Source organism: Bacillus sp. ATD (genome assembly GCF_050585765.1).
GTDB lineage: Bacteria > Bacillota > Bacilli > Bacillales > Bacillaceae > Bacillus > Bacillus stercoris.
In genome coordinates this window covers 332,949-355,563 of sequence record NZ_JBOBQH010000002.1, presented here as the reverse complement: position 1 = coordinate 355,563, position 22,615 = coordinate 332,949, and the positions used below count along the sequence as shown (strand labels likewise).

29 protein-coding genes are annotated in these 22,615 nt (G+C 44.1%); 4 read left to right on the top strand and 25 right to left on the bottom strand.

Translation table 11 applies throughout. The features are described 5' to 3' along the window. Window positions 1-34: 34 nt before the first annotated feature. The 15 genes from sigF to ansA form a co-directional block, all read right to left on the bottom strand. Window positions 35-802 carry an RNA polymerase sporulation sigma factor SigF gene (gene sigF, locus ACQXR1_RS06385; protein WP_003230458.1) on the bottom strand — a complete coding sequence of 256 codons (768 nt, stop codon included), beginning with the start codon at window positions 800-802 and terminating at the stop codon, window positions 35-37. A gap of 11 nt (window positions 803-813) precedes the next feature. Continuing rightward, the gene (gene spoIIAB, locus ACQXR1_RS06380) at window positions 814-1,254 is read right to left on the bottom strand and encodes an anti-sigma F factor (protein ID WP_014664478.1); all 441 of its coding nucleotides are present in this window, start codon (window positions 1,252-1,254) and stop codon (window positions 814-816) included. Beyond that, entirely contained in the window at window positions 1,251-1,604 is a 354-nt protein-coding gene (gene spoIIAA, locus ACQXR1_RS06375; protein ID WP_014664479.1) for an anti-sigma F factor antagonist, read from the bottom strand. Before spoIIAA ends, spoIIAB begins: the two co-directional genes overlap by 4 nt. A gap of 95 nt (window positions 1,605-1,699) precedes the next feature. Next, on the bottom strand, window positions 1,700-2,869 hold the full coding sequence (gene dacF, locus ACQXR1_RS06370) for a D-alanyl-D-alanine carboxypeptidase DacF (protein WP_306289681.1): 1,170 nt from the start codon (window positions 2,867-2,869) through the stop codon (window positions 1,700-1,702). A gap of 155 nt (window positions 2,870-3,024) precedes the next feature. Continuing rightward, complete coding sequence (locus ACQXR1_RS06365) at window positions 3,025-3,840, bottom strand: purine nucleoside phosphorylase I, inosine and guanosine-specific (protein WP_069839188.1); 816 nt, start codon at window positions 3,838-3,840, stop codon at window positions 3,025-3,027. 12 nt (window positions 3,841-3,852) lie between these two features. Beyond that, a complete protein-coding gene (gene deoB, locus ACQXR1_RS06360) occupies window positions 3,853-5,037 on the bottom strand; it encodes a phosphopentomutase (protein WP_306289680.1) in 1,185 nt (394 codons plus the stop codon). Window positions 5,038-5,196: 159 nt separating this feature from the next. Continuing rightward, window positions 5,197-6,087 carry a site-specific tyrosine recombinase XerD gene (xerD, locus tag ACQXR1_RS06355; protein WP_014664483.1) on the bottom strand — a complete coding sequence of 297 codons (891 nt, stop codon included), beginning with the start codon at window positions 6,085-6,087 and terminating at the stop codon, window positions 5,197-5,199. Window positions 6,088-6,094: 7 nt separating this feature from the next. Beyond that, a complete protein-coding gene (locus tag ACQXR1_RS06350; protein ID WP_014664484.1) occupies window positions 6,095-6,322 on the bottom strand; it encodes a YqzK family protein in 228 nt (75 codons plus the stop codon). A 124-nt stretch (window positions 6,323-6,446) separates the two neighbouring features. Further along, the gene (gene fur, locus ACQXR1_RS06345; protein ID WP_003223972.1) at window positions 6,447-6,896 is read right to left on the bottom strand and encodes a ferric iron uptake transcriptional regulator; all 450 of its coding nucleotides are present in this window, start codon (window positions 6,894-6,896) and stop codon (window positions 6,447-6,449) included. A 112-nt stretch (window positions 6,897-7,008) separates the two neighbouring features. Then, on the bottom strand, window positions 7,009-7,653 hold the full coding sequence (gene spoIIM / locus ACQXR1_RS06340; protein ID WP_014664485.1) for a stage II sporulation protein M: 645 nt from the start codon (window positions 7,651-7,653) through the stop codon (window positions 7,009-7,011). A 100-nt stretch (window positions 7,654-7,753) separates the two neighbouring features. After that, window positions 7,754-7,969 carry a hypothetical protein gene (locus ACQXR1_RS06335; RefSeq protein WP_147772200.1) on the bottom strand — a complete coding sequence of 72 codons (216 nt, stop codon included), beginning with the start codon at window positions 7,967-7,969 and terminating at the stop codon, window positions 7,754-7,756. An 87-nt stretch (window positions 7,970-8,056) separates the two neighbouring features. Continuing rightward, the gene (locus ACQXR1_RS06330; protein ID WP_040082725.1) at window positions 8,057-9,376 is read right to left on the bottom strand and encodes a malic enzyme-like NAD(P)-binding protein; all 1,320 of its coding nucleotides are present in this window, start codon (window positions 9,374-9,376) and stop codon (window positions 8,057-8,059) included. A 16-nt stretch (window positions 9,377-9,392) separates the two neighbouring features. Further along, window positions 9,393-10,799, bottom strand: coding sequence for a malate-H+/Na+-lactate antiporter MleN (gene mleN, locus ACQXR1_RS06325; RefSeq protein ID WP_014664488.1), 1,407 nt, complete (start codon window positions 10,797-10,799; stop codon window positions 9,393-9,395). 141 nt (window positions 10,800-10,940) lie between these two features. Continuing rightward, the gene (aspA, locus tag ACQXR1_RS06320; protein WP_306289678.1) at window positions 10,941-12,368 is read right to left on the bottom strand and encodes an aspartate ammonia-lyase; all 1,428 of its coding nucleotides are present in this window, start codon (window positions 12,366-12,368) and stop codon (window positions 10,941-10,943) included. A 44-nt stretch (window positions 12,369-12,412) separates the two neighbouring features. After that, complete coding sequence (ansA, locus tag ACQXR1_RS06315; protein WP_040082724.1) at window positions 12,413-13,402, bottom strand: asparaginase; 990 nt, start codon at window positions 13,400-13,402, stop codon at window positions 12,413-12,415. 181 nt (window positions 13,403-13,583) lie between these two features. Here ansA and ansR point away from each other — a divergent pair, with 181 nt between their 5' ends. After that, window positions 13,584-13,934, top strand: a complete 351-nt coding sequence (ansR, locus tag ACQXR1_RS06310; RefSeq protein ID WP_014664491.1) for an HTH-type transcriptional regulator AnsR — start codon at window positions 13,584-13,586, stop codon at window positions 13,932-13,934. Window positions 13,935-13,942: 8 nt separating this feature from the next. On the opposite strand, the gene ACQXR1_RS06305 is transcribed toward ansR, so the two are convergent. Then, entirely contained in the window at window positions 13,943-15,106 is a 1,164-nt protein-coding gene (locus ACQXR1_RS06305; RefSeq protein ID WP_430771871.1) for a TIGR00375 family protein, read from the bottom strand. Then, window positions 15,103-15,660 carry an ADP-ribose pyrophosphatase gene (gene nudF, locus ACQXR1_RS06300; RefSeq protein WP_014664493.1) on the bottom strand — a complete coding sequence of 186 codons (558 nt, stop codon included), beginning with the start codon at window positions 15,658-15,660 and terminating at the stop codon, window positions 15,103-15,105. The genes ACQXR1_RS06305 and nudF overlap by 4 nt, the downstream gene beginning before the upstream one ends. A gap of 73 nt (window positions 15,661-15,733) precedes the next feature. Between nudF and mciZ the strand changes: the two genes are divergently transcribed. Then, a complete protein-coding gene (gene mciZ, locus ACQXR1_RS06295; protein WP_069149817.1) occupies window positions 15,734-15,856 on the top strand; it encodes a Z-ring formation inhibitor MciZ in 123 nt (40 codons plus the stop codon). A 63-nt stretch (window positions 15,857-15,919) separates the two neighbouring features. Further along, on the top strand, window positions 15,920-16,840 hold the full coding sequence (locus ACQXR1_RS06290) for an aldo/keto reductase (RefSeq protein WP_430771870.1): 921 nt from the start codon (window positions 15,920-15,922) through the stop codon (window positions 16,838-16,840). 166 nt (window positions 16,841-17,006) lie between these two features. On the opposite strand, the gene ACQXR1_RS06285 is transcribed toward ACQXR1_RS06290, so the two are convergent. Next, entirely contained in the window at window positions 17,007-17,231 is a 225-nt protein-coding gene (locus ACQXR1_RS06285; protein WP_014664496.1) for a YqkE family protein, read from the bottom strand. 161 nt (window positions 17,232-17,392) lie between these two features. On the opposite strand from ACQXR1_RS06285, the gene ACQXR1_RS06280 reads away from it, so the two are divergent. Next, window positions 17,393-18,307, top strand: coding sequence for an alpha/beta hydrolase (locus ACQXR1_RS06280; RefSeq protein ID WP_430771869.1), 915 nt, complete (start codon window positions 17,393-17,395; stop codon window positions 18,305-18,307). 42 nt (window positions 18,308-18,349) lie between these two features. On the opposite strand, the gene ACQXR1_RS06275 is transcribed toward ACQXR1_RS06280, so the two are convergent. The 7 genes from ACQXR1_RS06275 to ACQXR1_RS06245 form a co-directional block, all read right to left on the bottom strand. Continuing rightward, window positions 18,350-18,589 carry a YqkC family protein gene (locus tag ACQXR1_RS06275; protein WP_014664498.1) on the bottom strand — a complete coding sequence of 80 codons (240 nt, stop codon included), beginning with the start codon at window positions 18,587-18,589 and terminating at the stop codon, window positions 18,350-18,352. Between the two features lie 12 nt (window positions 18,590-18,601). Beyond that, window positions 18,602-18,925, bottom strand: a complete 324-nt coding sequence (locus ACQXR1_RS06270; protein ID WP_014664499.1) for an iron-sulfur cluster biosynthesis family protein — start codon at window positions 18,923-18,925, stop codon at window positions 18,602-18,604. After that, the gene (locus ACQXR1_RS06265) at window positions 18,922-19,953 is read right to left on the bottom strand and encodes a GNAT family N-acetyltransferase (RefSeq protein ID WP_418657176.1); all 1,032 of its coding nucleotides are present in this window, start codon (window positions 19,951-19,953) and stop codon (window positions 18,922-18,924) included. The genes ACQXR1_RS06270 and ACQXR1_RS06265 overlap by 4 nt, the downstream gene beginning before the upstream one ends. Next, window positions 19,946-20,290 carry an antibiotic biosynthesis monooxygenase family protein gene (locus tag ACQXR1_RS06260; RefSeq protein WP_227098754.1) on the bottom strand — a complete coding sequence of 115 codons (345 nt, stop codon included), beginning with the start codon at window positions 20,288-20,290 and terminating at the stop codon, window positions 19,946-19,948. The genes ACQXR1_RS06265 and ACQXR1_RS06260 overlap by 8 nt, the downstream gene beginning before the upstream one ends. A 9-nt stretch (window positions 20,291-20,299) precedes the next feature. After that, entirely contained in the window at window positions 20,300-20,770 is a 471-nt protein-coding gene (locus tag ACQXR1_RS06255; protein ID WP_418657175.1) for a GNAT family N-acetyltransferase, read from the bottom strand. Between the two features lie 183 nt (window positions 20,771-20,953). After that, window positions 20,954-21,292: a YolD-like family protein gene (locus tag ACQXR1_RS06250; RefSeq protein ID WP_014664503.1), complete on the bottom strand. Its 339-nt coding sequence runs from the start codon at window positions 21,290-21,292 to the stop codon at window positions 20,954-20,956. Continuing rightward, complete coding sequence (locus ACQXR1_RS06245; RefSeq protein ID WP_080478242.1) at window positions 21,289-22,527, bottom strand: DNA polymerase IV; 1,239 nt, start codon at window positions 22,525-22,527, stop codon at window positions 21,289-21,291. Before ACQXR1_RS06245 ends, ACQXR1_RS06250 begins: the two co-directional genes overlap by 4 nt. Window positions 22,528-22,615 lie beyond the last annotated feature (88 nt).

Here is a 22,615-nt window from a genome sequence, read left to right as displayed (position 1 = left end):
TTTTGCACACAAAAAAGCTAGCCTGTACTGCAGACTAGCCATCCGTATGATCCATTTGAACCTTGATCTGTTTTAATATTTTCTTTTCAAGTCTGGAAACCTGTACTTGAGAGATCCCGAGCCGTTCAGCCACCTCGGACTGTGTCTGGTCCTTATAATATCTGAGATAAACGATTAATTTTTCCCTTTCCTCCAAATCGCTGATCGCTTCTTTCAGCGCAATTTTGTCAAACCATTTTTCTTCTGAGTTGTCAGCGATTTGATCAAGCAGGGTAATCGGATCTCCGTCATTTTCATAAACGGTTTCGTGGATTGAAGATGGAGCCCTTACCGCCTCTTGGGCCAGTACAACATCTTCTGCTTCAATCTCCAAATGGTCTGCGATCTCCTGCACCGTCGGCACTCTGCCCAGTGTTTTTGAAAGCTCATCCTTGGCGCGCCGAATTTTGTTTCCGAGCTCTTTTAATGACCTTGATACTTTTACGGTTCCGTCATCACGGATAAACCGCTGGATTTCTCCGATAATCATCGGCACTGCATACGTTGAAAAACGCACATCATAGGTTAAATCAAATTTGTCAACAGATTTTAACAGCCCGATGCAGCCGATCTGGAAGAGATCGTCAGGCTCATATCCTCTGTTTAAAAACCGCTGTACGACAGACCAAACAAGACGCATGTTTTTTTCTATGAGGAGGTCTCTTGCCTGCTGGTCGCCATTTTGGCTTTGTTTGATTAACTCCTTTACTTCATGATCCTTCAGCTGAGCGTTTTTGCCGTTTTTCTTAACCTCCACATCCATAACAAATCTCCTTAATTACAAAGCGCTTTGCTTTTTGATAAGTGCTTTGTTAAGCGAATCGTTGTTCCCATTTCAGGCGATGAATCGATACTGACATCATCCATGAAATTTTCCATAATGGTAAAGCCCATTCCAGAACGCTCAAGCTCAGGCTTAGTCGTGAATAAAGGCTGGCGGGCTTCTTCAAGATCTGTTATGCCCAAGCCTTCATCACGAATGGTCATATATACGACATGATCTTCCAGCGTTACAGAAATGTAAACTTTTCCGTCACAGTTTTCTTCATATCCATGGATAATCGCATTCGTGACAGCCTCTGACACGACTGTTTTGATTTCAGTCAATTCATCCATTGTCGGGTCCAGCTGGGCTATAAATGAAGCAACTGTCACACGGGCGAATGATTCATTCTGGCTGAGGGCAGAAAACTCAAGGTGCATTTCATTTTTCATGATGCCACCCCCAGTGTAAGCAGAGCCTTCTGCTCAGATTGTTCAAATCGGATAATTTTAAACAGACCTGACATATCAAACAACCGCTTCACCGCAGGAGAGATAGCGCAAACGACCATTTCTCCGCCAATTTGCTTAATTTGCTTGTATCTTCCTAAAATGACGCCAAGCCCCGAGCTGTCCATAAAGGTAAGGTCCTCCAGGTTCAGCACGATATGGCGAATATCATCCTTCTCCAATGATTGAGTCACTTTTTGTTTCAGGGTTTCAGCCGTATGGTGATCGAGTTCGCCTGTTAATCGAATACAAAGCACAGATTCTTTGACATGCATGTCAATTCCAAGGCTCATGCTCATTCCTCCTTGATATGATCGGATAATGAGTGTTTCGATTTCGACGGAATGAATTCCTTCACCGTGACAAAACTAGTGGTCATTCGGCATAATTACTTAAATTTTGTCCAGTCTCCCATCGTCCGCTTCAAGAATGTGATAAACCCGGCTTTCTTCATATCTTCTTTTGCAGCAACTGGACTTTCAGCGAGTACTTCTCCATCCTTTTTCAGAACAAGAGTGCCAAGCTCTTGGCCTTTTTGAATCGGAGCACTGATATTGTCCTTCATCTTGATTTCTTTCTTCACATTGTTCATATCCTCGCCTTTTTTCGTCAATATTGAAATCGGCTCAGATGTAGTGAGTTCGATCAATTTTTGTTTCCCTTTTTTGACCTTTATTTTTGCTACTGTTTCATTTCGTTTATATAAAGGATGCGTTTCATATTGACTAAAGGCGAAATCAAGCATCTTTGTCACTTGCGCGTTTCTTTCTTTAGGTGTGCTCGCTCCAAATACAACTGCAATGGCCCGCATGTTCCCTTTTTTAGCCGAAGCAGTCAGACAATATTTTGCTTCACCTGTATAGCCTGTTTTGACGCCGTCTACACCAGGGTAAAACTTGATCAGGCGATTCGTATTCACAAGCCAAAACTTTTTATCTGTATTTTCACGCAGGTAATCTTCATACGTGCCGGTAAACTTCGTAATTGATTCGTATTTCAATAATTCCTTAGCCATGATTGCCATGTCATAAGCAGAGCTGTAATGTCCTTCCTCTGTCAATCCGGTCGGGTTTTTGAAGGATGTATTTTTCAATCCCAGCTCTTTTGCTTTTTTGTTCATTTTCTGCACAAATTCTTCTTCAGAGCCGGAAATAAATTCAGCCATGGCTACAGAAGCGTCATTTCCTGAAGCGATTGCGATACCCTTCAGCATTTCTTTGACAGTCATTTCTTCGCCGGGCTCAAGGAAAATCTGTGAGCCGCCCATTGACGCCGCATGCTCGCTTGTACGAACCTTATCACTCATTTTGATTTTGCCTTTATCTAAAGCTTCCATAATCAAAAGCATCGTCATAATTTTCGTCATGCTTGCAGGCGCCAGTCTCTCATTGCTGTTCTTGTTGTAAAGCACTTTTCCCGTGTCACGTTCTATCAGCACCGCAGACTTCGCTTCATGAGCAAGCTCCGATGTGCGTTTTCCGTCTTGTTTTGCAAATGCAGACGGTGCAAATGTAAGCAGCATTATACCAATCAACAAAGTGGATAAAAGACGTTTCATCTCAAAAGCCCTCCATTTCATAATCCTTTTTATTTTTTCCAAGCGGGATGGTTTTATACGCCACTGATGGAAAATGTTTCGAATTTTGGGCACAAAAAAAAGACAGCTGTGTGATATCCGACACAGCTGTCTTTTGGTCCTGCTTTGATTCTTTTTTATTCGTATTGAGCGACGACCGCTTTAACAAGATTCAAAAATCCAGCTTTTACTTTTTCGGTCACTTCCATTACTTCATCGTGACTTAAAGGCTGATCCAGAATTCCGGCTGCCGCGTTAGAGATGCAGGAAATGCCAAGAACCCGCATTCCCGCATGATTCGCCACAATGACTTCCGGAACAGTAGACATGCCGACTGCATCAGAGCCCATCGTTCTTAAGAAACGGACTTCTGCCGGTGTTTCGTAAGAAGGTCCTGTCACAGCAGTATACACGCCTTTTTGAATTGGAATATTAAGGTCTTTTGCAATCTTTTCAGCCAAGCTGGATAGCTCTTTGTCATAGGCTGAAGACATATCTGGAAATCTGGCGCCGAAATCAGCTTCGTTTGGCCCGATTAACGGGTTTGTCCCCATAAAGTTGATATGATCGGTAATAATCATTAAGTCTCCCGCACGGAATTCAGTGTTGACACCGCCTGCGGCATTTGTCACGATCAATGCTTCCACGCCGAGCGCTTTCATCACGCGTACTGGGAATGTCACTTTCTCCATTGAGTAGCCTTCATAGAAATGAAAGCGGCCCTGCATTGCAATGACGGAAACTCCTTCAAGAGTGCCCAGCACAAGCTGTCCCGCATGTCCTTCAACAGTAGATACCGGGAATTCAGGTATGTCTTCATATTTCAGCTTGACCGGATTTTCGATTTCGTCCGCCAAAATGCCAAGACCTGAGCCTAAAATAAGGCCGATCTTCGGAGATTCCGGCAGGTTTTGTTTAATAAAAGCGGCTGCGCGTTCAATTCTGTCCTTCAAGAAACAGTCCCCCTATTGTAATAAAGATAAAAAGCTTTTCCCGTATTTCGGTTTATTTGTTTGGAAATTATCAGCGATCGTTGCGCCGATATCGGCAAATGTATCTGCGAGCGGCAGCATTTGCGCTTTTTTATGTTTTTTGCTGTAAGCGAGAATCGGCACATACTCGCGTGTATGGTCAGTCCCATGATGAATCGGATCATTGCCGTGGTCTGCTGTAATAATCAACAGATCGTCTTCTTTCATTTTTTCAAACACTACCGGAAGCCGCGCATCAAATTCTTCAAGCGCGCGTCCGTAGCCTTCAGGGTCACGGCGGTGTCCGAATAAGGCGTCAAAATCAACAAGGTTCGCAAAGCTGAGACCCGTAAAGTCTTCTCCCAGCGTATCGATCACCTTGTCCATTCCGTCCATATTAGAAACCGTTCTCCGTGAAGAAGTAATGCCTTCTCCGTCGTAAATATCAGAGATTTTACCGATTGAAATCACATCTAAGCCGCTGTCCTTCAATTCATTCATGACAGTGCGGTCAAACGGCTTAAGCGCATAGTCATGGCGGTTTGGCGTCCGTTTGAATTGCCCCGGCTCTCCGACGAACGGCCTTGCAATAATGCGGCCAACCATATACTTCGGATCAAGCGTCAGTTCTCTCGCCGTTTCACAAATGCGGTACAGCTCTTCAAGCGGCACAACCTCTTCGTGAGCGGCAATTTGCAGAACAGAGTCAGCAGACGTGTAAACAATTAAAGCTCCTGTTTCCATGTGCTCCTGGCCAAGCTCATCCAAAATCGCCGTGCCTGAAGCCGGCTTGTTTCCGATTATTTTGCGTCCAGATCTCTTTTCCAGCTCTTGAAGCAATTCATCAGGAAAGCCTTCCGGGAACACTTTAAACGGTTTATCAATGTATAAGCCCATAATCTCCCAATGGCCGGTCATTGTATCTTTGCCGTTTGACGCTTCTTGCATTTTTCCATAATACGCAAGCGGATGTTCTGTTTTTTCTACACCTTTGATATCTTCGATAAGACCAAGGCCGAGTTTTGCCATATTCGGGATATGTAATCCGTTCATATGCTCGGCAATATGCCCGAGCGTATGAGCGCCTTCGTCATTAAAGTCAGCGGCATCCGGCGCTTCGCCAATTCCGACTGAGTCCATCACAATTAAAAACACACGATTATATTTGTATGCAGGCATCTTGAAAGCCTCCTTTTTTTCTATACGTCTATTGTATCGCTAAGAGGTCTGACAACTCAAGTATAAACCGTTTTCATTCCCGTTGACAATGCATTTGGAAATAATGAGAAACTTCAATATTTTCTGTTGTTCTAAACAAAAAAGCCGCAGCCATCTGCGCTATGCACGCGGATGAAACTGCTTGTACACATCCTTCAGCCTTGTTTTCGTCACATGCGTATAAATTTGCGTCGTGGATATATCCGCATGACCGAGCATTTCCTGAACCGCTCTTAAATCTGCCCCGTTCTCAAGCAGATGCGTCGCAAAAGAATGCCTGAGTGTGTGCGGAGTCAGCTCTTTTTTAATCCCGGCTTCCAACGCGATTTTCTTCAGGTTCTTCCAAAATCCCTGGCGGCTGATCTGTTTGCCGTGATGATTTAAAAAGAGGGCGTCAGACACATTGTTCTTTAACAATTTTCCCCTGGCTTTTGTCATATATTCCTCAATTGCGGAAGCGGCTGCTTCACCAATTGGCACGATCCTCTCTTTTCTTCCTTTGCCGAAGCATCGGACAAACCCCATAGATAAATGAACATCAGACGTTTTCAATTCAATCATTTCACTGACTCGTATGCCTGTCGCATAAAGCAGTTCCAGCATTGCTTTATCCCGATAACCGAAAGGGCTCGTTAGCTTAGGCGTGTCCAATAATCGCTCGACCTCATTGAGTGCGAGCACTTTCGGAAGCGCCCGTTCCGTCTTTTGTGTTTCGATATGAACTGAAGGGTCCTTGTCCGTCACTTTTTCCCTGAGCAGAAATTGATGAAAAGAGCGAATGGATGCCAAATGCCGCGCCGATGTCTTCCCGGATTTCCCCGAGTCCTTCAAGTGCTTTAAGTATTGGATAATATGTATGCGGGTCACGTGATTCCAATCCGTAACATGAAGGGTTTCTGTTAAGTAGAGAGAATAGCTTTTCAAGTCACGTTCATAGGATACGATCGTATTTTGAGAGAGCCCTCTCTCTACCATGACGTAGTGGATGAAATCCTTTATTTGATCTTTCACTCTTGATCTACTCCCCGTTTTGGTAAAAAAAGATCAACCGGTCGAACCATCCGCCTTTTTCATCCTGATCCATTTCCACAACTTTTACAGCGGAGCCTTCCGGTTTATCGTACCGATGATAGTTTTCATACTCTTGATTCACCCATATCATAGCATAATAGAACAAAGCGGTAAAACCGGTAAACAGGATGAAAACTTTCAATGCATCGACAGTTGTTTTCAGGAATCTTCCCATGTCCTAATCGATCCTTTCCCTATGGTTCCAGTTATATAAACCATATGCCAAATCAGAAAGGTTTTATACATAGAAACAGCAAAAAACCCTTTCCCCAGGAGAAAAGGTTCGCGCTCGGCACCGTCTATTCAGTTTCTTTTCCGTTACAGCGGTGGCAAATGCCGTGAAACGTTAATCTATGATCTTTAATCTTAAATTTCCAATCACGTTCAATGATTTCTTCCACGTCTTCAAGCAAATCTTCTTCAATTTCATCAACGGCTCCGCACTCCATGCACACCAAGTGGTGATGAAAGTGGGCTGCGCCCTCTTTCCGAAGGTCGTAACGGGATACGCCGTCTCCAAAGTTAATTTTATCAACGACTTTTAATTCAGTTAATAATTCAAGCGTACGGTATACTGTAGCGAGACCGATTTCAGGAGATTTCTCTTTTACGAGGAGGTATACATCTTCTGCGCTTAAATGGTCTTCTTCGTTTTCAAGCAGCACCCTTACTGTCGCTTCACGCTGAGGCGTAAGTTTATAGCTGGATGAGTGCAGTTGTTTCTTAATTCGATCAATACGGTTTTCCATGTCTTTCCCTCCTACGCCGCATTCCATGACTCATTATAACAAAATAAGCGCAGAGTTCCAACTATAATTATTATAAACTGATAAATAAAACGATTTTCTTTTAATAATTATTTTAAAAAAGTTTCGATGTAAGCTTTTCCATTAATACAGGAGATAAGTATGCTTCAAAGAGAGACGAAATCAGCGCTAAAAGCAGAATAACCAGCAGCACAAAGGCATACCGTCCGAACCATTGAATCGGCGCGTCATGCAGGCTTCGTTTCACGAATAGCTGCCTGATTAACTTTAAAGAAAACGCAATCGCACACGTACCCATAATGAGATACGCCGGAATCAGCAGCACATTTTGCGGCAAAACGGAGACAAATGATAGAAAAAACCCGCTTACTCCCATCTGATTGACAAGAAACCCGACAGTAAAGCCGACCACGATCCCTTTCAGAAAGATCATGATAAAAATAATCGGCATGCCAATGACGGAAATCCCCAATATCCACATCAGCCCTAAATATTTTGCATTATGAAAGATACTTTGCCCAAACATATCAGATGCACTTGCTTGTTTTCCATCCGAAAGCTGTCCGAAAAATTGACTTAAATAGTAATATAAATCTTCTTTCTGGCTGATCGTCATGCTGTTGACAATAATCGCGCCAAAGATGACACCCATGAAAAACAGCACTGAAACAAATATATAAAGAGAGAGATGATCTTTGACGTGCCTGAGAAACATGTCCTTATAAGAGATTTTTCGCATACCGTTTCCTCCCGCCCACTCTATTGATTTGATTTAATAGATTGTATGAAAGAAACACAAAAAGATGCCCCTTTTCAAAAAGAAACGATAGAGAAGAATGCTAGGCGGTTTTTTTGGACGAAAAAAAATCCTTATCATCAACTGCCGTATGATCATAAGGATTCTTATGCTTGCTTTTATTCAAAATCTCTTTTTTGCTTTTTGTCATTCTTTCATGTGTGCTGAAAGATGGTGTACTGCCTCTTGATGATGAGACGTCTCGTCCGCCGTTTCTCAGTCGATGCTCCCGCTTCTTTTTTGCCTGGCTTTTTGCCATGTGATCACTCCCTTATTTAGTAATGATAACAAAATTGAACACGGATAAGAAAAAACAGCACCCTGCTAAGGTGCTGTTTAGCTGCTTTTATTTTACTGCTGTAAGAGCTGCATGCTCGACAGCTGCTGCTACCTCATGATGGACTTTTGAATCAAGCGGCTGAGGGACCACATCGCCTTGTTTTGTGCAGGCTGCGATTGCCTCTGCTGCTGCGACAAGCATATCATGATTAATTTCCTTGCTCTTTGCGTTAAGCGCTCCTCTAAAAATTCCAGGAAAACCGAGTACATTATTAACAGAACGCCCGTCAGCTGCATATGCGGCGCCAGCCTGCAGTGCGGCCTCCGGCTCAATTTCCGGCTTCGGATTTGATAATGCCAAAATCACCTGGCCGGAACGTACAAATGCCGGTTTGATTAACCCCGGAACTCCAGTTGTAGCAATGACAATATCACATGTTTCCATGAGCTCCTCAATACTGGAAACTGCATGTCCGCCGTATTGTTCAAGACGGTTCATTGCCGCCTCTGATTTGTCTGTTCCGTACACGGCTTTCACGCCATAGGCCATGAACATCCGGCAGATGGCGACGCCTGCCGCGCCCAGGCCGATTTGCCCCACTTTCGCTTCCTTGAGGTCAACCCCCGCACTCCTGCATGCCGAGATGGCAGCAGCCAGCGTCACTACAGCTGTACCATGCTGGTCATCGTGCATAACAGGGATGTTCAGCTCCTCTTTTAGGCGGTCTTCGATTTCAAAGCAATGCGGCGAACCGATATCCTCTAAAAGGATACCGCTAAAACCAGGAGAAATATGTTTTACCGTTTTGATGATTTCTTCCGGATCACTCGTATCAAGCAATATCGGAATGCCGCTAATACCCGCCAGCTGATCAAATAAAGCAGCCTTTCCTTCCATGACAGGCATGCCTGCGACAGAACCGATATTTCCAAGACCTAATATGGCGGTTCCATCGGTTACAATCGCGACAGAATTGCTGATTGTTGTATATATAGAAGCCTTTTCAGGTTCTTTTTCGATCAATCGGCACACATCTGCAACACCTGGTGTATAGACACGCCCCAGCTCTGCAAGTGAACGGATCGGCATTTTGCTTTTCATTTGGATTTTTCCGCCTTCATGTGCGGACAGGACTTCATCAGATACGGTGTGAAGTCTGATCCCTTCTCCGAGGGCCTGGACAGCCGCGATCACTTCCTGAAGCTGTTCTTCATTCTCCACTTGAACGGTAATATTCCGCATTGTGTAATTGGGGCCGACTTTTACAGTCTCCACTTCACCAATATCCCCGCCCAGAAGGCCGATTGCCGTAGCCACCCTTCCAAGATTTCCGGGAACCGAAGGCGTTTCGATCATCAGTGTCCGAATCATGTGTTTCGCTATCATTCAGTATCCTCCCCTATTAGCCTAGTTTTTCAGCTTTAACTGTATTGTTTTTCGTATACCATATAAATTTTCCTGTATAACCATAGATAATGGCAAGACCTATTGCTACAAAACTGAGCCACATAAACGGCAGATATGAGAAGGTAGAAACTCCTAGTATTCCCGCCATGTAAATCCCGTTATCAGACCAAGGAACCATACCTGAAGTTAATGTACCCCCGACCTCTGAGTTACGGGATAGCACCCTTCTATCGAGATTCAAACGATCATAGCTGTCTTCCATAATTTTCGGAGTCAAAATAAGAGATACATACATCGCACAGCCGAAGATGTTTGCTAAAAACGCTACAATCAGCGTAGATAAAGTCACATTGCCCGGTGATGTCAGCTTCTTTTCAAACATAGAAACGATCACTTTTAAGACGCCAAGCTTTTCTAGCAGTCCGCCAAAACCAAGTCCAAAGATAATCACGACAAGGGAACTGAGCATTCCGACAATTCCGCCGCGGTTTAATAGGCCATTCAAAAATTCAACATCTGTTTTAATGGAGAATCCGTTGTATGCGGTAGCGATAGCGTCCGCAGGATTCATGCCTTGGAAAGCAACAGCCCAGATTGCACCAAGTAACGCACCAATCACGATAACCGGCATTGATGGTTTTTTCATCGCCAATAAGACAATAACAACAACAGCCGGGATCAGCATCCAAATATGAATGTCAAACGTATTTTGCAAAGATGATTTCAAGAAGTCAACTTTATCAAGGTCAATATTTTTCCCGCCGTACATAAAACCAGTAATTGTAAAGAGAATAGCTGTAATCACATATGCTGGCACAGATAAAAAGAGCATTGCTCTGACGTGGTCTAACACATCTACTTTAGATAGCGAAGAAGCAAGAACCGTGCTGTCAGACAGAGGAGACAGCTTGTCCCCGAAATAAGCGCCTGAAAGGATAGCACCAGCTACAAGAGGAAGCGGAATGCCTAACCCCTCTCCAATTGCGATCATGGCAATGCCGGCAGTTCCGACTGTTCCCCATGACGTACCTGTTGCGACAGACATAATTGAACAAATAATAAGCGTTGCAAGTAAAAAGATGCTAGGGTGAATAAATTCTAAACCATAGTAAATCAGTGTGGGCACAATTCCACCAGCGATCCATGTTCCAATAAGCGCTCCTACTGAAACAAGAATCAGAACAGCTTCAAGCCCATTTGATATTCCATGCAGGATCGCATTTTGCATATCTTTATAAGTATAACCGAGTCTGATTCCGAGAATCATTGCGATAAACCAGGAAATGAAAAGCGCGAGCTGTATCGGCAAGTCTAAAAAGACGGTAAACGACATGACAAGTGCTAAAAATGATCCTAGTACAATAATAATTTCAAATAGTGTTGGCAGTCTTACATCCTTCAAAAGAAGTCCCCCTTCATGTAAAAAGCTAAAACGCTTTCAATAAATAGTGCAACACGTATACTATACTTCCTCATCCCTATGTTGTAAACAGCTTATTCATCGGAATATTCCGAGATGAATAAGCTGTTTTTTGTTCAAATTTTATTTTTCTAATAGTTCTTTCCCAGCGATACCTGGTTTTGTCATTTCATATGGGTTTAAAATGATATCCAATTCTTCTTCTGTCAGCACATCATGCTGCAGGCAAAGATCGCGGACAGATTGCCCTGTCATAATTGCTTCCCGGGCAATTCTAGCTGCCGCTTCATACCCAAGATGCGGATTGACTGCAGTGATGACTCCTGCACTTTTTTCTACGTATTGCTTCAAGCGCTTTTCGTTGGCTTCGATGCCTTTTAAGCAATTATCAGTGAACGAGCGGAAGCCGTTGTTCATGATGCTGATAGATTGAAGCAAATTAAAGACAAGCACGGGCTCCATGACGTTTAATTCAAGCTGTCCTGCTTCTGAAGCAAGGCAGATTGTATGGTCGTTTCCAATAACCTGGAACGCAATTTGGTTGATCAGCTCCGCCATAACCGGATTGACTTTTCCCGGCATAATGGATGACCCCGGCTGACGTGCAGGCAGAGAAATTTCCGCAAGGCCCGCGCGCGGTCCTGACGCCATTAAGCGCAGGTCGTTTGCGATCTTCGACATGTTCATCATGCAGACTTTTAATGAAGCTGATACCTCTGTATACGCATCTGTATTTTGTGTTGCATCAACAAGATGATCAGCGCCGACGAGAGGAAGACCGCTGATATCAGCAAGGTGCTTTACTACCTGTTTAATATATTCAGGATCAGCGTTTAGCCCTGTACCAACAGCAGTTGCGCCCATGTTGACTTCATACAGGTGCTGGCGCGATTGTTTGATTCGTTTAATATCACGCTCCAGAACACGGCTGTACGCTTCGAATTCTTGCCCAAGACGAATTGGAACCGCATCTTGAAGGTGTGTCCGGCCCATTTTAATAACAGAATCAAACTCCTGTGCTTTTTGCTTAAACACACTATGCATGTCTTCCATTGTTTTCAGCAGTTTTTCCAAGAGATTCAATGTGGAAATATGAATCGCAGTCGGGAACACATCGTTTGTAGACTGTGACATATTCACATGTGTGTTTGGGCTTAAATGGATATAATCTCCCTTTTTATGTCCCATGATTTCAAGAGCCCGGTTTCCGATAACCTCATTCGCATTCATGTTCATAGAAGTTCCGGCACCGCCCTGAATCGGATCGACGATAAACTGATCGTGCCACTTGCCCTCCAGAATCTCATCAGCGGCTTGTACGATAGCTTGGCCAATTCCTTCATACAGCCGTTTCACGTCCATGTTGGCAAGAGCCGCGGCTTTTTTTACTATCGCCAGTGCGTTAATCATTTCTTCATGGATTTTGTATCCCGTAATCGGGAAATTTTCAGAAGCACGGAGCGTCTGAATTCCGTAATAAACATCTGCCTCAATTTGTTTTTCCCCAAGGAAGTCTTTTTCCACGCGATATTCTTTTTGGCCGTTTAACATAATCTTTAACCTTCTTTCTCTTTGCTGGTTATCGTTTTTACATTTTACAGGACAACGTCATCAGCTATCGGCGTTTCCATAATTCTCTTGACGACAGGAAGATCCGAAGACTGACCTAGTGCCCACATCAATTTTGGCACAATGGCTTCTGTGTTCATATTTCTTGATCGGATAATTAAGTCTTGGTTGACTCTGCGGCCTACCTCGTAAATGCTCATGTCTTCGCCTTCTTCCAGACATTGAGTTGTAATGACGACGACAATGCCGCTTTCAATCAGCTCATTCACTTTTGACAAAATGTCTCTGCCTTCAAACGGCACCCCTCCGCTGCCATAACTCTCAATGACAATCCCTTTGTACATGCTTTTCAGGGCATCAAGCATTTCGGGCTTTAAGCCTGGATGCAGCTTCAGCAGACATACATCTGTGCAAAGTGAAGTGTCAACTGCAAAGGTGTCGTTCTCAGGTTCCGTTACTTGTTTGTTGTATTCGATCCCGTCTTCATTGATAAAAGCGATATATGGGTAATTGATGCTTTCAAATGCGTCATAGCTTTTCGTTCTTAATTTGATCGCACGCGTTCCTTGAATGACTCTGCCGTCAAATACAACATAAACCCCGCCTACGCCTTCACAGGCAAAGCGAATGGCATCTGTAATATTTTTTTTGGCGTCGGTTTTTTGGAACGTGATCGGAATCTGCGAGCCGGTGATGACGATTGGCTTTTTGGCATGCTGCAGCATATATGATAGTGCGGCAGATGTATAGGCCATTGTATCTGTACCGTGAGTAATAACAAACCCGTCATAGGCATCATAATTTTCCTTAACGGCTTCGGCTATTTCCACCCAGTATTCAGGCTGCATATTGGTGCTGTCTATATTCATAAGCGACTGAGTTTCCATCGTGTAATCGTTATCAAGTTTTGATACGTAACTTAGTAATTCATCAGCCTTGACCGCGGGAGCCAGCCCATTTTCCCCTTCAACTGAAGCAATCGTTCCCCCAGTTGTCAACATCAATAATTTTTTCATACCATGCACCTCTTCACTGTATCTAAAGATGGGTTGCGAGAAGGTATTCGCTTTTCGCATACTTTTAATGCAATTATAGACACGGAAAATAAAATACGCAAGACATTATTATTCAATTCGCGTACACTTCCTAATACCTATATGATATAATCAGCTCAAGGTGAAAAAGGAGCGGAAGTTCATGAATCTAGATCGTTTAACTGAATTGAGAAAAAAGAAAAATTGGTCACTTCAATATACAGCTGACCTTCTAGGCATCGCAAAAAGCACATATGCCGGCTACGAGTCAGGCTACCGACGGCCTTCTCTTGAGGCACTTGCCATGCTTGCTGACCTCTTTGACACAACCTGCGATGAACTTTTAGGCCGCGAGAAACAAAAGCAGACTGCTCCCCAGACCATTGAATTGGCCACGTGGAGCAGCCTTGACTTTACCATTTCTGTTGATGGCAAGCCGCTGAGTGAAGATGAAATCATCCAGCTGATTACCTTTATACGGACAAAAAGAAAAGTACAGGAGGAACTGAGTTAATCTTTAACTCACGGTTTAATTTTACCGTAGGTTCCTCCTCCTCCGGCTTTCAATTCCAGTTTTCCGGATCTCGCTTTTACAATAAGCGCCGCGGTTTTTGGCGGGACAACGCGAGCCAAATCTTCTTCTGCAGCCTCATGAAGAACAGCCATTTCTGTTCCGAAGGCTTTTTTTAGCTTGTCCAGCGTTTTCGGGCCTACACCCGGAACAAATTGCAGGGGGACCTGATGTACATATCGCGGACGCGGGACGCGAACTTCAGGCTGATCACTCAATTCACGCAATCTTTCGCTGACTCCCTTGGTAAATCTGGCATTGCCGCAATTCGCGCACGATTTTTCCCCGCTCACGGCAGGTTCTCCGCACGCTTCGCAAGCCGTCTGATAATATTTCCCCAATAACGGGTCCAAGCCGTAATTTGCGATCATTTTCCTTTCATCTTGCCCTTTTAATGCAAGAGCAAACTCAGTAAAATCAGCTGATTGCACATATAGTTCATTATATTCTCTGCCGATTTTCCCCAACGAATGCGCATCAGAATTTGTTAAAAAAGGATACGGATTCAATTCAGATATGTGTGAAGCCATGTCTGTATCGCAGCTTAATCCAAGCTCCACCGCATCTATCATTGACGGATCAAAAACCTCAGTTAAGCTTGATTTAACCCCTTTTCCATATAAGCTTTTATGCGGTGTAAAGATATGGGCGGGGATAAAAAGACCGCCCATTTCCTTGACTTTTTGTTGCAGGTTTAAGCCCGTTTCATATATCCGCTGTGAGCTTAAATGAATATTTTTCAGCCTGGCTGACAGCCAGTTTGAAAACTGCTTCATATCAGCCAGCTTCGGCATAAATACAAGCACATGGATCGGCCCGCTGCAGTCTTCATCATAAATCTCCAGCTCGCTCCCCAATAAAAGAGTCGTACTGCGATAACGGATTCCTCCCCCGTCAAGCTCGTGATATTTTCCAGATGATATGCCTTCCTCAAGCTCTAGAATGACTTCCGGAGAATGACAGTCAATAATACCGAGGAGTTCAATTCCTTTATGTTCACTGGCTTCAACCAAAATTCGGTCCAGCGTTAATGTTTTGGCGCCTGTTATTTTGACAGCTCTTCCTGTAAAGGTCCGGCCGATATGAATGTGCAAATCCGCGTAAATCTTTTTCATTTTTGTGCTTGGAGCGCTTCTTTCAGTTGAAGATATTGAATCGCATAGGCAGTTTTAGCATCATATACTTCACGCGATTCAACCAGCTTTAGCGCATCTTCAAGCGTCACCTCCATCACTTCAACAAACTCGTCCTCATCAAGCTCCCGTTTTTCTTCGAGTACAGAAAGCTCCTCAGCAAGAAATACGTGAACGATTTCATCAGCAAAGCCGGGAGAGGTATAAAACGCAGTTATTTTTGTCAGTTTTTTTGCTGTATAGCCGGTTTCCTCCTCAAGTTCCCGAAGTGCCGTATACTCCGGCTCCTCACCTTTTTCAAGCTTTCCGGCTGGAATTTCAACGATTGTCCGCTCAAGCGGCTTACGGAATTGTTTGACCAAGATAATGTTCCCTTCATCTGTGACGGCTAATACCGCTACTGCTCCAGGGTGTTTCACAATTTCACGTTTACTCGTTTTGCCGTTTGGCAGCTCTACATCCTCGACAAATAGATCAATAACTTTACCTGAAAAGATCTGTTCTTTGGCAATTGTTTTTTCTTCTAATGATTTCATTTCTTCATCTCCCGTTCTGTCTCTATATGATGCCCCATACATTTTATCATACTAGAGAAAAGGAGGCCTTTTCGTGAAAGTGTACCGCATGCCAAAAGGTGTTGTCTTAGTCGGAAAAGCATGGGAAATTCGGGCAAAGTTAAAAGAGTATGGACACACATTTCAATATGTAAAAGAATGGGTCTCAAAGCCGTAAAAGTTGAAACTTTGGCTCCTTTATATTACGGTCAATACAAAGCCTAAAAAAAGGAGTGTGCACATGAGAAAGCGCAAACTGGGTACAACTGATTTAGAAATAAGCGAAGTCGGACTCGGCTGTATGTCTCTTGGAACTGAAAAAAACAAAGCATTGTCCATTTTGGATGAAGCGATCGAGCTCGGCATCAACTATTTGGACACTGCGGATTTGTATGACCGGGGACGCAACGAAGAAATCGTCGGTGATGCGATCCAAAACAGACGCCAGGATATTATTCTGGCAACAAAAGCGGGAAACCGTTGGGATGACGGGAGCGAGGGCTGGTATTGGGACCCTTCAAAAGCTTACATAAAAGAAGCGGTAAAAAAGAGCCTTACACGGCTGAAAACTGATTATATCGACCTTTATCAGCTTCACGGCGGCACGATAGAGGATAACATTGATGAAACGATCGAGGCGTTTGAGGAATTAAAACAAGAAGGTGTCATCCGCTACTATGGCATTTCTTCCATCCGCCCGAATGTGATAAAAGAATATGTAAAGAAATCAAACATCGTCAGCATTATGATGCAATTCAGCTTGTTTGACAGACGCCCTGAGGAATGGCTCCCGCTTTTAGAGGAGCATCAAATCAGCGTAGTCGCCAGAGGCCCTGTTGCCAAAGGGCTCTTAACCGAAAGACCCCTTGATCAAGCGGCAGACAGCATGAAACAAAACGGGTACTTGTCCTATTCATTTGAGGAACTGACAAATGCCCGCAAGGCAATGGAGGAAGTGGCTCCCGACCTTTCAATGACAGAAAAGTCGCTGCAGTATCTGTTAGCACAGCCAGCTGTCGCTTCAGTGATTACAGGCGCCAGTAAGGTTGAGCAGTTACGGGAAAACATTCAGGCAGCAAACGCTCGGCGTCTAACAGAAGAGGAAATCAAAGCGCTTCAATCTCATACGAAACAAGACGTTTATGAAGCCCACCGCTCTTAATAGAAAAATCAGCACCCTTAAGGGTGCTGATTTCATTTTGTTGACCGCGATTGAAAAACATGCAAGTTAGAAAAGACATGCATGGAAGCTGCCGACTCACAGGCTTGACTAGGTACACAAGTGTTTGTCGACACGCTTGAAACCAGCCTCTGTATGGGTGGCCGATTTATTTATATCGATGCCAATCCATTTGGCTTTCATTTAGGAGTTGTTCAAAACTTTTATTTTTTTCGATCTCTTTTTTCTTTCTGATCTGTTCTGCTTTTTCTCTTTCCTGCCTCTTTTCATCCTCTTCCTTCAATTGGCTCTTCATCTCCATAAGCTTTGCTTTGATATCGGATTGAAGGCCGTCTTTTAGCTGGTGTTTATCAGCGGATTTTTGTTTTTTCATGCAGACTTCCCCCATGTATTGTTTTGAAGCCAGTTTATCATGGAGCATATAAGCTGAACAAGCAAACTCTCTTCTGATAACTTTCTCAGCGCAGCAGTGTTTAGGTATAATGATCTTAAAAACGAATGACCTATATATTTCGTTGAAAGGTGCTGTGACTTTTGAAGAAAATCCTTTTGGCCATTGGCGCTCTCTTAACTGCTGTCATCGCAATCGGAATTGTTTTTTCGAACATGATTCTATTCATCAAGAAAAAAACGGACGAAGACATTATCAAAAGAGAGAAAGACGACGGACATGATGTGTTCGAATCATTTGAACAAATGGAGAAAACTGCTTTTGAGATTCCATCCGCTTACGGGTATAACATAAAGGGATACCATGTCGCACCGCATGACACTCAAAACACCATCATCATCTGCCACGGAGTAACGATGAATGTGCTGAATTCTCTTAAGTATATGCATTTATTTCTTGATCTCGGCTGGAATGTACTTATTTATGATCACCGCCGGCATGGCCAAAGCGGCGGAAAGACGACCAGCTACGGGTTTTATGAAAAAGATGATCTCAATGAGGTTGTCAGCTGGCTCAAAAACAAAACAAATCATCGCGGATTGATCGGAATTCACGGTGAATCGATGGGAGCTGTGACCGCTCTGCTTTACGCTGGCGCACACTGTGAAGATGGCGCTGATTTTTATATTGCCGATTGTCCGTTCGCATGTTTTGATGAACAGCTTGCCTATCTGCTGAAAACGGAATACAGGCTCCCGTCTTGGCCCCTGCTCCCTATCGCCGACTTCTTTTTGAAGCTGAGGGGCGGCTATCGCGCTCGCGAAGTATCTCCGCTTGCTGTCATTGATCAAATCGAAAAGCCGGTCCTCTTTATTCACAGCCAGGATGATGATTACATTCCTGTTTCTTCAACCGAGCGGCTTTACGAAAAGAAAACCGGACCGAAAGCGCTGTATATCGCCGAGAACGGTGAACATGCCATGTCATACACCAAAAACCGGGACACGTACCGGAAAACGGTGCAGGACTTTTTAGACAAAATGAAGGTCTCAACATAATAAAAAAGCGAAAGGCCTCGTCGGCTCTTTCGCTTTTTTATTTCACAAAACGTCGGTAATATCATCCATATGTTCTCTGATCCATTCAATCGCAAGGTCTATCGTTGTAAATTCCTGCGTCTCGAAGGTCATTTCATCCTGCAATAGCCAAACATCTTTCTTGACGGATTCTGCTCCTCCAATTGACCAGTGAAGCAAGGTATAGGGATGGTTTTGATTCAGGAAGGATACCCACGTTTTATTTTGTGCTGTGTTCTTCATTGCTTTCAGCTTTTGTTCCACGTTTCGCGTCTCCTACTTTACTAATATGCTCATTCTGGGGCTGAGCATTTCAGCCGGGCTTTTTAGCGCCAATGTTTTGGCTTTTTCATTGTAATCGATCGTCATTTGATCGTCAAAAAACACTTTTTGCGACGATTGGATATACAGCGGAATGCCGTTCGTTTCCAGCTGCTCGCACTGTCCCGTTAATTCTTCTGTCAGCCAGATTGTCGGTACACCGCTTACCGCGCAGCCGCATCCTTCTGCATCATAACGAAGCTGGGCTTTTTTTCCCGGGTTGGCATCGAACGCCTGCTGCAGTGCCTGTTTCGCTGCATCTGTCACATGTATGTTCATAAGGTGAAACCCCCGTTTTCATCATTTTCGCTATTGTAGCATACAACACTGCCATTCGCATGGTTTCTGCCTTTTTTCCACCGCTTCGCATTTTCTTCTGCAGCCTTGATCCATTCATCTTTCCCTTGCATGTATTGTTTGATGCTATCGGAATGCTGGGCCGCCAGCCGTTTTTTGAGAACGGCGTATTCTTTCGCTATGCTCGGATGAGCTCTGAGATAATCTCTGAATAACAGATGCCTTTCAATAGCAGGGTTTCCCTGTTCGTACAGATGGACATGATGGGTTCGTTTATTTCCGCCCTTTTGGAAATAACGCCTGCCCGCTATGCCGTTCTCACCTTTTGGCATATAGCCGATAGCCTTCATTTGTTCATCAAATTGGCTCACGGCTTCAATGCTTCTGACTTCAATTAACATATCAATGATTGGCTTCGCTGCCATGTTCGGTATCGATGTGCTTCCGATATGATGAACGGCGATCATCTCCGGCCCGAACACCCGCTTCAGCCGTTCTTTTTCTTCATCGAAACCTTTCGTCCATTTTTCGTTGTAGGGAACGACCTCAACTTTTCTTTTCGGATACAAATGAAAGACCGACAGCAATAGACCCTGCGCTGCTTTGACGGTTTCTGCTTTTTGGAATCCCGCCTGTGTATAGAGTGACACGGCCGGGATATTTTTCTCGGCTGTGACTACTTCGATTTTCTCAGTGTCTTCATTTTGATCAATGACAAATTGCAGAAGTGCTCGTCCAATTCCTTTTCTAAAACCGTCAGGATGCACAACAAGCCTGCAAATGGTGAGATGATGCATGTTTTTCTCATATGAAATGACACCGATCAGCTTGCCGTTTTTCCGATATCCCGCAAACCGTTCATGAGATGTTTGAATATCCTTCACCTTCTCTTGTAAAGCGGGAATGCCGTCAAAACCGATAATCTCTGTTTCCTTTATGTAAGAAGGGATCTGTACGGCTATAATCTCACGCGCTATTGTGTCTTCCTTATGCTGAAGAAATTCAATCATTCGTGTTCTCCTGAAACAGCCGCTGTCTTTCGACTTTTGCGACGCGGACTGCATACGACTCGTACCAAACACTTTTTCCTTTTTCTTTTGCCGCTTGATGTTCAGTGTGATGCTTCCAAAGGGTAATTGCGTCCATACTGTCCCAATAGGAAACTGTGATGCCCCTTCCATCCGCTTCACGAACGCTTTCCACGCCTAAAAATCCAGGCTGATCCTCCGCAAGCGATACCATCCGCTCTGCCGTTTCTCCATATCCTGTGTCAGTTTCGCTTTTGACAGAAGAAAAAATGACGGCATAGTAAGGAGGCTCAGGTGTTTTTGATAAAAAATCCATCATATTTCCCCCTCATATGTTTTTGACAAACAGTACCCTGTCTTGGCCAGGGCCATCATAGTTTGCAAACACTGAGATGCCATTTACCGTCTTGGTGCCCTTTTCAATATCAAACCCCAATTTTGTGTGATATGCGATTGATACTTTATTCACTGGTGAAGTGACGCACTTCACCCGGGTGCATCCTCTTTGTTTTACTGTTTCAATAAATACCTCATATAATTGTTTTCCAATTTGCATTTTTCTGAAATCCGGATGCACACCGGAAAAATGAATGTACGCCGTTTCAGGATCCGATTGCGATTGAAATCCGATTAAAAATCCGGTCATGCTGTTATGTTCAGATGTAATAAAGCTTGTGTCCTGAAAATGCTCAAAAAATAGTCTCGGCAATTTTTCTTTCAGCTGTCTGCCGCCCCACCATTCATTCATTACAGACGTTACCATTTCATAATCTGAAGACGTGATTGTTCGAATATCCATTACGATTTGATCTCCCTCCGTCTGGCAAAACGAATGTTAGCTCTTTTTCTCACAATATAAAAATTATATTTTGCCTGGCTGGAATTGTAAATGCCTTCTTTCCTGTATCATACGTTTCCAGACTGCCGAGGGAACAATATTTGATCATTTTACACATTTCTCCCCCAAGCAGGAGGAGAGACTTTACAGCACAATATCAAGCACTTGATCAAGTTTCAGCTTATAAAGCTGGTCCTCATCTCCTTTTATCCATACTGCTTTTTCAAACTCTTCATACCGGCAGATTTTCCCGGTGCAGCGGACAATTTCACCGTCCTGAAAGCAGCTGACAGTGATATCCTGAGCAAACTCCATCGCGGTGCAAAGCGTTTGATTCATCTCTTCCAGCTTATCGGGATCAAGGGTCGGCTTTTGCAGCTTCTGTTTATGCCGCTTTCTCTCCAGCAGGCTTTGCTTATGTTCCGGCAGAAACATCCTGCTTCCTTCCCACAGCAGGTTGCCCCTTTTTAAATGATCGTTCATTTATAGTGCCCCCCTATTTTAGCCGCACGTTCAAATGCCTGGCCTGCCGCTGTCAATGACGCCGCCCTGATGATTGCTGTATCGCCGAATCGATTTTTAATGCCGTCCATCACATAGCCTAGGCTCATTTTCTTTGCATAATCCTGAAATAAATTGAGCTGCCATATGTCATCAGATGAGAGCTGAGACAGATTGACACCGAGGCGGCGGACGGGTTTCCCGTCCCAAAATGTAAGAAACAGCCGGCATACAGCCTCATATACATCTTGCGTAGAATTAGTCGGTTCCGCCAGCTTCACTTGCCGATTGAAGCCCGTCGGCCAATCAAAATCAGCACCCCGGCAGCTCACAGACACCGTCTGCCCCATTACACCGGCGTTTCGGCTTCGCCTGCACACTTCTTCACTCAGCTCCAGCAATACGACCTTGATTTCTTTGTCAAAGTGTTCGTAGTCTCTCGGGAGAGTCATTCCATGGCCGATCGCCTTTTGCCCGTCTAGAGATGAAGTTGATACAGGGGAATAGTCAATTCCGTTTGCCGTCATCCACAGCACGTGGCCGTTAATGCCCCATTTCTTTTTTAAAAGATCGAGCGGAAAAGCCGCGAGCCCGCCGATCGTGCTGATGCCCATTCGATTTAAATGATGCTTCATGCGGCTCCCGACGCCAAACATGCTGCCCACCGGGAGCGGCCACATTTCGGTTTTTATATTTTCTTTCGTTAAGGTAAAAATACCGTTCTTATTCTTTTTGGCAAAATTGTCACACGCAATTTTGGCCAGCGCTTTGTTAGGGCCGATTCCAACCCGCGCATAAACGCCGATCTCCCGCATGATTCTGCCCTGAATGCTTTTCGCGATCTCCATCGGCGTCCCAAACAGCTTCTGGCTGCCTGTAATGTCCATGAACTGTTCATCGATGGAATAAGGCTCCACAAGGTCTGTATACTCCTCTAGAATAGCCGTAATTTGCAGTGATACATCAATATACCGCTGCATACGCGGCCGGAGCACAACAGCCTCAGGACACTTTTCCTGTGCCTCCCACAGCCGTGAAGCATTCACCACACCCTTTTGTTTCGCCAGCGGGCAGGCAGCCAGTACAACTCCGCCCCTTTTTTCAGGATCCCCCGAAACAATGACGGGCTTATTTTTCAAATGTGGATTTTCCGCTTTCTCTACAGATGCATAAAACGATTGCATGTCAACGAGAAAAATCACTTTTTCTTTCATCATACACACCTCTAAAAAGAACTTATGTTCGTTTTTCTATTATATGCGAAAGTATGTTCGTTTTATACTGGTAAATGATTCTTGTCTGACA